The sequence below is a fragment of the Nocardia sp. NPDC056541 genome, assembly GCF_042794235.1.
Taxonomy (GTDB): Bacteria; Actinomycetota; Actinomycetes; order Mycobacteriales; family Mycobacteriaceae; genus Nocardia.
On record NZ_JBHTUD010000040.1, the window covers coordinates 7,252 to 18,457 of the forward strand.

At 68.8% G+C, this 11,206-nt stretch carries 11 protein-coding genes; 2 read left to right on the forward strand and 9 right to left on the reverse strand.

Annotated features, from left to right (window positions below):
• Positions 1-198: 198 nt before the first annotated feature.
• Both groL and groES read right to left on the reverse strand, forming a co-directional pair.
• Positions 199-1,809, reverse strand: coding sequence for a chaperonin GroEL (gene groL, locus ACFQ9R_RS34300; RefSeq protein WP_378996934.1), 1,611 nt, complete (start codon positions 1,807-1,809; stop codon positions 199-201).
• 84 nt (positions 1,810-1,893) lie between these two features.
• The gene (groES, locus tag ACFQ9R_RS34305; protein ID WP_056818214.1) at positions 1,894-2,193 is read right to left on the reverse strand and encodes a co-chaperone GroES; all 300 of its coding nucleotides are present in this window, start codon (positions 2,191-2,193) and stop codon (positions 1,894-1,896) included.
• Positions 2,194-2,560: 367 nt separating this feature from the next.
• Between groES and ACFQ9R_RS34310 the strand changes: the two genes are divergently transcribed.
• Positions 2,561-4,039 (forward strand): Hsp70 family protein, encoded by a 1,479-nt coding sequence (locus ACFQ9R_RS34310; RefSeq protein ID WP_378996936.1) that lies wholly within the window; start codon positions 2,561-2,563, stop codon positions 4,037-4,039.
• Between the two features lie 69 nt (positions 4,040-4,108).
• Here ACFQ9R_RS34310 and tsaD read toward each other — a convergent pair whose 3' ends face one another.
• The 7 genes from tsaD to ACFQ9R_RS34345 all read right to left on the reverse strand — a co-directional run bounded on the left by tsaD (position 4,109) and on the right by ACFQ9R_RS34345 (position 10,611).
• Positions 4,109-5,155 (reverse strand): tRNA (adenosine(37)-N6)-threonylcarbamoyltransferase complex transferase subunit TsaD, encoded by a 1,047-nt coding sequence (tsaD, locus tag ACFQ9R_RS34315; RefSeq protein WP_378996940.1) that lies wholly within the window; start codon positions 5,153-5,155, stop codon positions 4,109-4,111.
• A complete protein-coding gene (rimI, locus tag ACFQ9R_RS34320) occupies positions 5,152-5,646 on the reverse strand; it encodes a ribosomal protein S18-alanine N-acetyltransferase (RefSeq protein WP_378996954.1) in 495 nt (164 codons plus the stop codon). Before rimI ends, tsaD begins: the two co-directional genes overlap by 4 nt.
• A 29-nt stretch (positions 5,647-5,675) precedes the next feature.
• A complete protein-coding gene (gene tsaB / locus ACFQ9R_RS34325) occupies positions 5,676-6,368 on the reverse strand; it encodes a tRNA (adenosine(37)-N6)-threonylcarbamoyltransferase complex dimerization subunit type 1 TsaB (RefSeq protein ID WP_378996942.1) in 693 nt (230 codons plus the stop codon).
• Positions 6,369-6,433: 65 nt separating this feature from the next.
• Positions 6,434-6,889 (reverse strand): tRNA (adenosine(37)-N6)-threonylcarbamoyltransferase complex ATPase subunit type 1 TsaE, encoded by a 456-nt coding sequence (gene tsaE / locus ACFQ9R_RS34330; RefSeq protein ID WP_056818220.1) that lies wholly within the window; start codon positions 6,887-6,889, stop codon positions 6,434-6,436.
• Positions 6,882-7,958: an alpha/beta fold hydrolase gene (locus ACFQ9R_RS34335; RefSeq protein WP_378996945.1), complete on the reverse strand. Its 1,077-nt coding sequence runs from the start codon at positions 7,956-7,958 to the stop codon at positions 6,882-6,884. Before ACFQ9R_RS34335 ends, tsaE begins: the two co-directional genes overlap by 8 nt.
• Entirely contained in the window at positions 7,955-9,118 is a 1,164-nt protein-coding gene (alr, locus tag ACFQ9R_RS34340; RefSeq protein WP_378996956.1) for an alanine racemase, read from the reverse strand. Before alr ends, ACFQ9R_RS34335 begins: the two co-directional genes overlap by 4 nt.
• A 44-nt stretch (positions 9,119-9,162) precedes the next feature.
• Positions 9,163-10,611, reverse strand: a complete 1,449-nt coding sequence (locus ACFQ9R_RS34345; protein WP_378996947.1) for a bifunctional ADP-dependent NAD(P)H-hydrate dehydratase/NAD(P)H-hydrate epimerase — start codon at positions 10,609-10,611, stop codon at positions 9,163-9,165.
• 72 nt (positions 10,612-10,683) lie between these two features.
• Here ACFQ9R_RS34345 and ACFQ9R_RS34350 point away from each other — a divergent pair, with 72 nt between their 5' ends.
• Complete coding sequence (locus ACFQ9R_RS34350) at positions 10,684-11,106, forward strand: plastocyanin/azurin family copper-binding protein (protein WP_378996949.1); 423 nt, start codon at positions 10,684-10,686, stop codon at positions 11,104-11,106.
• The last annotated feature ends 100 nt before the right edge of the window (positions 11,107-11,206 follow it).

The following is an 11,206-nucleotide window of genomic DNA, read 5'->3' on the forward strand; positions in this document are numbered from 1 at the left end:
CTTGGTTGCTGGGCCCTTTATGGGGCCGGTGGGGGGGGGGGGGGGGGTGGGCCGCCGGGGGGTGGTCGTGTTTGTCGCAAGCGGGGTGGGAATCCCGGCGGCCCCTCAGGGCCGCGACTCGAGCGCGCCAGCGCTCCAACAAACAAGAAGGGCCCGCCGCCGATCACATGATCAGCAGCGGGCCTTCCGTTTACCCGATCAGTGCGAGTGACCGTGGTGGCCGTGGTCGTCGTCGGCCTCGGCCGGCTTCTCCACGATGGCGCTCTCGGTGGTCAGGATCATCCGCGCGACCGAGGCGGCGTTCACCACGGCGGAGCGGGTCACCTTGACCGGGTCGACGACACCGTCGGCGAGCAGGTCGCCGTAGGTCAGGGTGGCGGCGTTGAAGCCTTCCTTGCCCTCGGAGACCTTCGCGACCACGACGGCGCCGTCGAGGCCGGCGTTGGTGGCGATCCAGTACAGCGGCGCCTCGAGGCCCTTGCGAACCACCTCGACACCGACGGCCTTGTCACCGGCGAACGAGTCACGCAGCTCGCCCAGTGCGGCAGCGGCGATCACGAGCGCCGAACCACCACCGGGGACGATGCCCTCCTCGACCGCGGCCTTGGCGGCGGCCACCGCGTCGTCGACGCGGTACTTGCGCTCCTTGAGCGCGGTCTCGGTGGCAGCGCCGACCTTGATCACCGCGACGCCACCGGCCAGCTTCGCCAGCCGCTCTTCGAGCTTCTCGCGATCCCAGTCGGAGTCCGAGGCTTCGATCTCGCGACGCAGCTGCGCGCTGCGGCCCTTGATGTCCTCGTCGGAGCCCGCGCCGTCGATCAGCACGGTCTCGTCCTTGGTGACGACGACGCGACGCGCCTGACCCAGCTGCTCGATGGTGGCCTCGCGCAGGGTGACGCCGAGATCGGGGTTGATCACGGTGCCACCGGTGACGACGGCAAGGTCGTCGAGGAACGCCTTGCGACGGTCACCGAAGAACGGCGCCTTCACGGCGACGGCCTTGATGGTCTTGCGGATCGAGTTGACCACCAGGGTCGACAGCGCTTCGCCGTCGACGTCCTCGGCCACGATCAGCACGGCCTTGCCGGACTCGGCGATCTTCTCGAGCAGCGGCAGCAGATCGGGCAGCGAGCTGATCTTGTCGCGGTGCAGCAGGACGTAGGTGTCCTCGAGCACGGCCTGCTGGGTCTCGGGATCGGTCTGGAAGTAGGGCGAGAGGTAGCCCTTGTCGAACTGCACGCCTTCGGTGATGACGAGTTCGGTGTTCGTGGTCGAGGACTCCTCGACCGTCACGACGCCGTCCTTGCCGACCGTGGTGAGCGCCTTACCGACCATCTCGCCGATCTCCTCGTCACGTGAGGAAACGGTGGCGACCTGGGCGATGGCCTTCTCGCCGGAGACGGGGGTGGCCAGCGCGAGCAGCACCTCCGACACCTTCTCGGCGGCAGCGGCGATGCCCTGGCCGAGGGTGATCGGGTTGGCGCCCGCGGCGACGTTCTTCAGGCCGCCGCGCACGAACGCCTGGGCCAGCACGGTGGCGGTGGTGGTGCCGTCGCCCGCGACATCGTTGGTCTTGGTGGCGACGCTCTTGACGAGCTGTGCGCCGAGGTTCTCGAAGGGGTCCTCGAGGTCGATCTCACGCGCGATGGTGACACCGTCGTTGGTCACGGTGGGGCCACCGAAAGCCTTGGCCAGCACCACATGCCGGCCGCGGGGGCCGAGGGTCACCTTGACGGCGTCGGCCAGCTTGTCGACACCGCGTTCCAGAGCCCGGCGAGCCTTTTCGTCGAACTCGATCTGCTTGGGCATAAGAGGATTCAGCTCCTGTTTGTGAACGCAATCCGCCCCGGGCCTGTGAAGACGCCGGGGCGGAACGCTGATGCGGCGTTGGCCTTACTTGGTGACGACGGCCAGGATGTCGCGCGCCGAGAGGATGAGGTATTCCCCACCCTGGTACTTGATCTCGGTGCCGCCGTACTTGCTGTAGATGACGACGTCGCCTTCCTTGACGTCGACCGGGATGCGGTCACCCTTATCGGTGACGCGGCCCGCTCCGACGGCAATGACGGTGCCCTCCTGCGGCTTCTCCTTGGCCGTGTCCGGGATGACCAGGCCGGAGGCCGTCGTCGTCTCGGCCTCGTTGGCCTGGACGAGGATCTTGTCCTCGAGCGGCTTGATGTTCACGCTCGCCACGTTGAGCCCTCCACTTTCAGGGGAAATTCGGTTGTCCGGAACTGGTGTCCCGGACCGGGTTTCGGTCAGCTCGCGACCCTGCGCACAGCCCCGTCGTCGCGGGTGCCGGAGCCGAAGCCCAGAAGTCGACTTGGCACTAGTACAGCTACGCAATGCCCATCTAGTACGTGCCGACTAGCACTCTATACGCGAGAGTGCCAGCACTCAAGGTCGGGTTCTGCCGACGTCGCATTTTCGACACGCCCACACTGGCCAGTGATCTTCACATCGCCTGCCACAATCTGTAACGTTCGCATAACAGGCTGTGACATAGCACAGGAAGGCGCCATCCGCTCGGAGAGCACCATCGGCTTGAAGGGAGGTGAACATGCGAACATCCCTCGGCATCTCGGCCGGGAACGAGGTGGTGTGCTCGGCATTGGTCGCGACGGGGCCCGCGGGCGAGCAGACTTTCGACTACCGGGTCGTTTCCGCAGATGAGGCACATTCCGACCTCGGCGATCTCGTGTCGTCCTCGATCGAATTGATGACCACCCAGCTGCCGGTGTCACAGGTGGCGATGGCAGGCGAACCGCTCGGGCGCTACTCCGGCGGCCACCGTCGCGCCGACTCAGCGCGATCACGTCCACCGACCAGCGTCGCCGTCGCCTACCGCAACAAAGAACAGGCACAAGCCATTCGGGCCGCCACCACGCGCCACCGTGATCTGCGGCTCGTCACCGAGGGCGCCGCCGCCCTCGCCTATCTGCGCCACACCGGACTGCTCGACCGCTACCCCACCGTCGCCGTGATCGACCTGGGCGCGACCGGACTCACCGTCACCGTGGCCGATTACACCGACAACGTGGTGCTGCACACCGAACGCACGCCGACGCTGAGCGGCAACGCGATCGACGAGCTGATCTACCACCACCTGGTCGACCTGCACTACGCCCGACGCGGCACCCGGCCCAACCGCACCACACTGACCAACCGCGGTCGCGCGGCCAAGGAACACCTGTCGCTGGCACCCGTCGTCACCATCGATCATGTAGCGGGACAGGGATTGGAGCTCACCCGTCCCGATTTCGAGGAGCTCATCGACGGCCTCCTGCGCAATATCGCGCTGTTCTCGTCGTCGGTGTTCACCCGCGCGCCGAAGTACCCCGACGCCGTCGCCGTGATCGGCGGTTGCGCCAATATCCCGTGTGTCATCGACATTCTCGAATCGCGCCTCGACGTCCCCGTGCTCACCGTGCCCGACCCGGAGGCCGTCATCGCCAAGGGCGCGGCGCTGGTCGCCGATGCCGCGGCACCGTCCGGACTGCCGGGCGGTGGGCACGCCGACGCACCGAGTGGCACCTTCGCCAAGGTCGTCGGCACCCTCGTCGGCGCGGTCGTGGTGGTCGGCCTGGTGATCGGCTACGGCGTGCAAGCAGTGTCACCCGACGCTCCCGATGTGACTCCCGCCGGCACGAGCAGCACCGTGCGTCAATCCCCGTTACCGCCGGTGCCCTCCCCGGCACCCACCCCCGCCAATCGCGAGAGCACCGAACGCACCGGCGCCACCGTGGCACCGCCCGCGACCGAAGCACCGAATGCCACCACCGGGGCGCCGAGCACGAGCGCCGCCACGCCCTCCGCGCCCACCTCGACAACGGCCCCCACCCTGCGCCCCGATCCGAACCTCCCGCAGATTCCCTACCCCGAGTCTCCGCTCGGCCCCCTGGACAGCGGCTCCTCCGGTGGCGGCAGACAGCGTCCCTCCACCCCCAACACCTCGCCCACGCAGGCCCCCGCCAACAGCACCCTCCCGATTCCGTCGGCCACCACGACCGACGAAATCCCGTTGCCTCCAGCCGATTAACGCGCGCACCGCGCCGGGTGGACCGCTGGCGGGTTCTTCAGGGTGGCGTGCGACCAGGCAGGACGGGCGCTAGCCGCGCAGGGCGCTCACCGAGACCGGCAGCCCGGGATCGGTGGCGACAGTCAGTTCCGCAGGCTGCGCGCCCGCCGCGATCACATGCGCGCCCAGCGCGGCGATCATCACACCGTTGTCCGTGCACAGCCGCGGCTTGGGCACCCGAAGCGTCAAACCCGCCGCAGCACACCGCTCTTCGGCCAGTGATCGAATGCGCGAGTTCGCGGTGGCGCCGCCGCCGAGAACGATCGTGTCGACGCCGACGTCGGTCGCCGCCCGGACAGCCTTCATCGTCAGCACATCCGCCACCGCCTCCTGAAAGGACGCGGCGATATCGGGAATCGGCAGCTGGTCGGGCGTGATGCCCTGACGCTGCGCGGCCTCGACATAGCGGGCCACCGCGGTCTTGAGACCGGAGAAGGAGAAGTCGTAGCGCGCGTCACGGGGCCCGGTCATCCCGCGAGGAAAGGCGATCGCCCGCGCGTCACCGGAGCCGGCGGCAGCGTCGAGGGCTGGCCCACCGGGATAGCCGAGACCGAGCAGCCGCGCGACCTTGTCGAACGCCTCCCCGGCGGCATCGTCGACGGTGCTGCCGAGTTCGGTGATCGGCTCACCCAGATCCGTGACCTGCAACAGGTGGGTATGCCCACCGGACACGAGCAGCGCCACCGCGGGCGGCATCGGCCCGTGCTCGAGCGTATCGACCGCCACGTGCCCACCGAGGTGGTTGAGCGCGTAGAACGGCACGTCCCACGCCGCCGCATAGGCTTTGGCCGCGGCCACCCCCACCAGCAGCGCACCGGCCAGCCCCGGCCCGATGGTGACGGCGAGCGCGTCCGGCTTGCTGATCCTCGCGGTCGCCAGCGCACGACGCATCGCGGGCACGATCGCCTCGAGATGTGCGCGCGAGGCGATCTCGGGCACCACGCCGCCGAAGCGGGCGTGCTGGTCGACGCTCGAGGCCACCTCATCGGCGAGCAGCTCGACGGAGCCATCGGAATGACGGCGCACGATGCCGACTCCCGTTTCGTCGCACGAGCTTTCGATCCCCATGACGATCACGACAACACCTCGTCCTGCCGGCCGCGCGCGGCCCATTCATCGGCCGCGGCGGTGAGTTCCGGACGGCGCATGGTGTACGCGTCGGCCCCGCTGGGGTGGTAGTAGTTCTTGCGCAGCCCGATGATGTGAAACCCGTGCTTGGCGTACATCGCGATGGCGGGCGCGTTGTCCGTGCGCACCTCGAGGAACACCGGCCCGCCGCGTTCGGCCGCCGTCGCCAGCAGCGCTTCGAGCAGCAGCGTGCCGATGCCGCCCCGGTGACAATCCGGGTCGACGCCGATCGTGTGCACCTCGGCCTCGGGATGGGCGTCGTCACCGAGCAGCGCGATGCCCGCGTAGCCGACCATCACGCCGTCGGCGGTGCGCGCGGTGATGTAGCGGTTGTGCCCGCCGGCCAGCTCGGACCGGAACGACACCGCCTGCCACGGGTCGTCCTCGGGAAACAGCAGGTGCTCGAGTTCGACGCAGCGGTCGATGTCGGGCAGCGTCATGGGAGCGATCAGGTACTCGGTCACGGCACTCACGCCCCGGTCCGGTCGAGGGTTCGGAAGCTGTTCTCCACCGCATCGGGCCTGCGCAGATACAACGGCACCAGCGCTTGCGGTGTCTCTCCCGCCAGCAACGCCGGCGCCGCGACGGTGACCAGCCCGGCAGGCGAGGGCGTCTCGCTGGGCAGCACCGGCAGATCGAAGAAGTCCACGTGCGCGGCCGACCCGGCGATCGCCGCGGCGTCACCCACCGGCACGTCGACAGCCTTGTTCACCTCGGGACCGGCGACCCGCGCCCCGTTCAGATACTTGGCCCAGTACACCTCGCGCCTGCGCGCGTCGGTGACCACCAACAGCTCGCCGGGATCTCGCTTCTCACCGATGGTGTCGGCGGCGATGGCGTCGAGACTGCACACCCCGTGCACGGGTAACCCGAGCGCGTCACCGAAGGCGGCCGCGGTGGCCATTCCCACGCGTAGCCCGGTGAACGGTCCGGGTCCGAGCCCGACGACGACCGCGTCGAGCTCGTCGCGGCGCACCCCCGCCGCGGCTAGACACTCCAGGATCTGCGGGGTGAGGACCTCGGCGTGCGCGCGGGCGTCGACCTTCACGCGGGCAGCGAGCGTCGCCACGGCGGGGCGGGTGCCGGGTTCACCGGCAGGTGACAGGTGCACCAATCCCGCTGTAACGGCGGGTGTCGCGGTGTCGACTGCTAGTACGAGCATGATTGTCTCAACAATACCGGGTGGTATCGGCGCTCGGCGCGCACCGGTGCGCGCATGATCGCGCGTTATTCGATCCATTCCCAGATCGCCGTGCGCACATCGGATTCCGGCTCCCGGGCGAGTTGCACTCGCAGGTGCCGGTCAGCGAGGTGTTCGACGACCCCCTTGCCCCATTCCACGACGACGACCGCGTGGTGCAGGTCGGTGTCGAGGTCGAGCGAGTCCAGTTCGTCGAGGTCGCCCGCGAGGCGGTAGGCGTCGACGTGCACCATCGCCACCCCGGGCGTGCCGTCCGGCCGCACTCCGGCCTTGTGCGCCCGCGCGATGATGAACGTCGGCGAGCTGACCCGGCCCGCGACACCGAGTCCGGCGGCGATTCCTCTGGTCAACGCGGTTTTACCGGCGCCGAGCGGGCCGTCGAGTACGACCAGGTCACCCGGGCGCAGGGTGGCCGCCAGTTCGCGGCCGAATGCTTCGGTGTCCTCGACAGTGTCGAGAACGCGCTGGTGTGGGTCAGCCACCGACGGCCTCCTCGCCGCGGCTGCCGATGATTCCCGCCCGCGCGAGCAGCCGGTCGAGTGCGGCCAGGCTCACCTCGGGGAACTGCAGGTGCGGCATGTGCGCCGCCTCACGCACCCGGACCAGTTCACTGCCCGGTAGTTCCGCCGCCAGTTCGCGGGAATTGCGGAACGGGATCACCACGTCGTGCGCACCACCCAGAATCAAAACCGGCAGCTCGCCCAGGACGGGCAATGCGGCTGACTCGTCGTGCAACTCAATCGCTTTCAGAAACTTCTCGATGGTGCCGACGGGCGTGCGGTCGATCATCATCGTGGTGAAGCGCGACAGCGTCGGACTCACGGGACCGTGGAACGAGCTCACGTGCAGGATCGGCGTCACCACGTGCTTGCTCGCGCTGCGGCTGAACTGCACCAGTGTCGGCGCGGTCCGCACCGCCAGCCGGAAGCCGTCGACCGCGGGATGTCGAACCAGCTGCGAGATCCCGGTCGCGGTCACCTCCGCGGCGGCGGTGCTCAGCAGCCCGACCGCGCGCACCCGCGTGGCGAACAGTTCGGGGAACTGCGCGGCCGCCGCGAGCACGGCCATTCCGCCGAGCGAATGCCCGACCAGCACCACCGGTCCTGTCGGCGCGCACTCACGGATCACCGTGGCGAGGTCGCGGCCGAGCTGGGCGACCGTGCAGCTCTCGGTACTCGGTGTGCCGGAGCGTCCGTGTCCGCGCAGATCGAAGAACACCATCCGCACCCGCGACCCCCACTGCCGCGCGAGATCGCGGCGCTGGAAGTGGAAGGACTCCATGCTGTTGCAGAAGCCGTGCACGAAAACGATCGTGACCTCGGCGGAGTCGTCGCCGAAAGTGCGGGTGGCCAGCGACACACCGTCGTCGGCGAGCACCATGCCCGGTTCGTCCTCGTCGATCAGGGCGAAGTTCTCGTCGCGGTATTCGTCGCGTTCGGCGGGCCACATCACCCGCGCGCCGATCTGGCGCAAGGTGTGGGCGATGGCGAGGCCCGCGAGCAGGCCCGCGGTCGCCAGGCCACCGCGCCGGATCACCGTGCGCCGGGTCATCGGCCGGTACCCACGTAGCGGCGGACCACCCGGCCGCGCGGCGCGCAGACGACCTCGTAATCGATCGTGTCCAGCGCCCGCGCCCAGTCGAGCGCGTGTGGCTGTCCCGCGCCGCCGCCGAACAGCACCGCGCGGTCGCCCTCCCGCACGCCGCCCGCGTTGTCGCCGAGGTCGACCATGAACTGGTCCATGCACACCCGTCCGACATTACGGTGCCGGGCCCCGCCCAACCACACCTCGAAACGTCCACTGAGCGAACGGAATACGCCGTCGGCATATCCCGCGGGCACCAGCGCGATCGTGGTGTCGCGCGGTGCGATCCACCGGTGCCCGTACGACACGCCTTCCCCTGCCGCCACCTGTTTCACCAACGCGACCTCCGCTTGGAATGTCATCGCGGGCTTCAGACCGAATTGTCCGAGCTCCGGAATGGGCGAAAGCCCGTACACCGAAATACCCGGCCGGACCATGTCGAACCGCAGATCTGGTCTGGTCAAGGTGGCCGCCGAATTCGACAGGTGAACGAGTTCGGGTTCGAGACCGTGCTCTTTGGCCAGCGCGATCGCCTCGACGAACCGATCCCGCTGCCGATCCACCATCGGATGCCCCGGCTCATCGGCGTGCGCCAGATGGGAGAAGATCGCCCGCAACCGCACCACCTGCGCGTCGACGAGCCCCCGCACAGCCCGCAGGACCTGCGGATACTCGGTCACCGACACCCCGTTGCGGTTGAGCCCCGTATCCACCTTCAACGTCACCGTCGCGGTCTGCCCCGCCGCCACCGCGGCCCGCTCCACCGCCCGCAACTGCGCCAGCGACGACACCCCGATCTCGAGATCGCCCGCCACAGCACCCGCGTAATCAGCGTCGACAGTATTGAGCCAGCACAGCACAGGAGCCGTGATCCCCGCCGCCCGCAAGGCCAGCCCCTCGCCCACGGTGGTCACGCCCAACTCCCGAGCACCCGCCCCCAACGCGGCCCGAGCCACCTCCACCGCCCCATGGTTGTACCCGTCAGCCTTGACCACCACCATCACAGCAGCCCCGTGCGCGTACTCCCGCAACACCCGCACATTGTGAGCAATGGCATCCAAGTCGACGACCGTCTCCACTTGCGCATTCACACCCCCGATCGTGCCAGGACCCGCCGAATCCGCCATACGTGGGGCGTCCTGGGACGACCACTGCTCGGCTTCGTCCCGGGCTACCAACCCTCGTCCCCACCAACCTCCCGCAAAACCCGCACCGCGCCCCGAACATGCCCCAGCAACGGCGTAGCGGAAACAGGAGCCCCCGCCGCCCGACCCTCATGAGCAGCCAGATTCGCCGCCAACGCATGTGCCCGAGCCCCCGCAGCCGCAGCCCACCCCGCCGCACACCCCGCGGCGAGCAACGCCCCGATGATCCCCGACAGCACATCCCCCGACCCCGGCGTAGCCGCCCAATCCCCACCTGCGTCATTGACCAGCGTCGGCTGCCCCGGCGAAGCGACAACTGTCGCCCGGCCCTTGAGCAGAACCGTCACACCCCACTCATCAGCCAGCCTTCGCACCGCCCCCACCCGATCCGCCCCCACCGCACCACCGGTCAGCCGAGCGAATTCCCCCGCATGCGGCGTCAGCACCGTCACCCCGGATCGCCCCCGAACCAGCCCCGGTTCCTCGGCAAGAATCGTCAACCCGTCCGCGTCCACCAACACCGGCAGATCAGTACCCAGCACCTCGGCCAACCGATCCCGGGCCCCCGGATCAGTGCCACCCCCCGGCCCGAACACCCAGGCCTGCACCCTCCCGGCCTCCGAAATCGACGAACTGGCGACAACTTCGGGAAACTTCTCCAATACCGCGGTATCGGACCCCACATACCGAACCATCCCCGAGGTCGCCACCACCGCGGCGCCCGTGCACAACACCCCCGCCCCCGGATACTTCGCACTGCCCGCGCAAACCCCCGTCACTCCCTGACTGTATTTGTCGTCAGCAGGGCCCGGCACCGGCCACCCGGCCCCCACCGCTCCCGGATCGAGCTGTACCAGCCCAGCCTCTGGAAGACGTAACCCGATCGGCACCAACACAATTCGCCCACACTGGGGCACAGCCAACGCATGTACCGGCTTGTACGCACCGAACGCCACCGTCACATCCGCCGTCACCGCGGGCCCATCCAGTGCCCCCGTATCCGGATCGACCCCACTGGGCAGATCTGCCGAGACAATCGGAACATCCAGGGCAGCAACTACTTCCGCCGCCCCGGGCCGCAAAGGCCCCCGTCCGGAAATCCCCACGATCCCATCGATCACCAGATCGACACCATCGAGCCGATCGACCACCCGGCCCCCAGCTGCCCGCAACGCAGCAAGCCCTTCCCGATGCGCCCGTTCAGGATTCAGCAGAACAGCCGACACCCGCACGCCCCGACGCCGTAGGAAGGCCCCCGCCCACAACGCATCCCCGCCGTTGTCCCCCGACCCCACCAGCAGTCCGACGGTTCGCCCGACCACGCCCCCGGTCAGCGACCGCAATTCGTCGACAACCACCCCGGCCAGTCCGAAGGCGGCCCGCCGCATCGGCATTCCCACGGGCACCCGCGTGAACAGCTCGGCTTCCGCCGCCCGCACCTCGTCGACGGTGTAGTAGCCACGTCGATCCGACATAGTCGCCTCCCAGCCGCCCGAAAACGGGCCGCCGACCGGCCCGGGGTCGCTCGCAGACTACGCTCCACACCCATGTCGATGGTTCGTCACCGCGCCGCATCCGCCCGGTTTGCCGCCGGATTAGTCGTGGCCGCCGCCCTGTTGTCCGCCGGCTGTTCCGGCGACTCGGGAAACGCCGCCACCACCACAACCCGCAAACCCCGCCCGGTCACCACCACGACCACCCAACAGCACGCGCCGACCAACCTCACGGTCGAGGTCGGCAACATGAAATACGCCCCCGCCGACGCGACCATCAAGGTCGGCGAGACGGTGACCTGGAAGTTCTCCGACAAGGTCCCGCACAACGTGCAGGGCATCGGCGACAAGGCGATGGGCCTCAACAGTCCCATCTTCGACAAGGGCGAATGGTCCTACACCTTCACCCAGCCCGGTACCTACCGCTACATGTGCACCCTGCACCCCGACATGCGCGGATCCATCACTGTGTCTTAGGAGCGCTGGCGCGCTCGAGTTCGCGGCCCCGCCGGTCCCGTCGATCAGGCACCGTTGCTTGCTCCTTCGTCGCGTACCCCAACGCGCCAGATATTTGTGT

Excerpts from the sequence above, each read along its gene's own strand:
- groL (WP_378996934.1), bottom strand. The coding sequence starts at position 1,809 with ATGCCCAAGCAGATCGAGTTCGACGAAAAGGCTCGCCGGGCTCTGGAA.
- ACFQ9R_RS34310 (WP_378996936.1), top strand. The coding sequence starts at position 2,561 with ATGCGAACATCCCTCGGCATCTCGGCCGGGAACGAGGTGGTGTGCTCG.
- rimI (WP_378996954.1), bottom strand. The coding sequence starts at position 5,646 with ATGACGCTGCCCGACATCGACCGCTGCGTCGAACTCGAGCACCTGCTG.
- tsaB (WP_378996942.1), bottom strand. The coding sequence starts at position 6,368 with ATGCTCGTACTAGCAGTCGACACCGCGACACCCGCCGTTACAGCGGGA.
- ACFQ9R_RS34335 (WP_378996945.1), bottom strand. The coding sequence starts at position 7,958 with ATGACCCGGCGCACGGTGATCCGGCGCGGTGGCCTGGCGACCGCGGGC.
- alr (WP_378996956.1), bottom strand. The coding sequence starts at position 9,118 with ATGGCGGATTCGGCGGGTCCTGGCACGATCGGGGGTGTGAATGCGCAA.
- ACFQ9R_RS34345 (WP_378996947.1), bottom strand. The coding sequence starts at position 10,611 with ATGTCGGATCGACGTGGCTACTACACCGTCGACGAGGTGCGGGCGGCG.
- ACFQ9R_RS34350 (WP_378996949.1), top strand. The coding sequence starts at position 10,684 with ATGTCGATGGTTCGTCACCGCGCCGCATCCGCCCGGTTTGCCGCCGGA.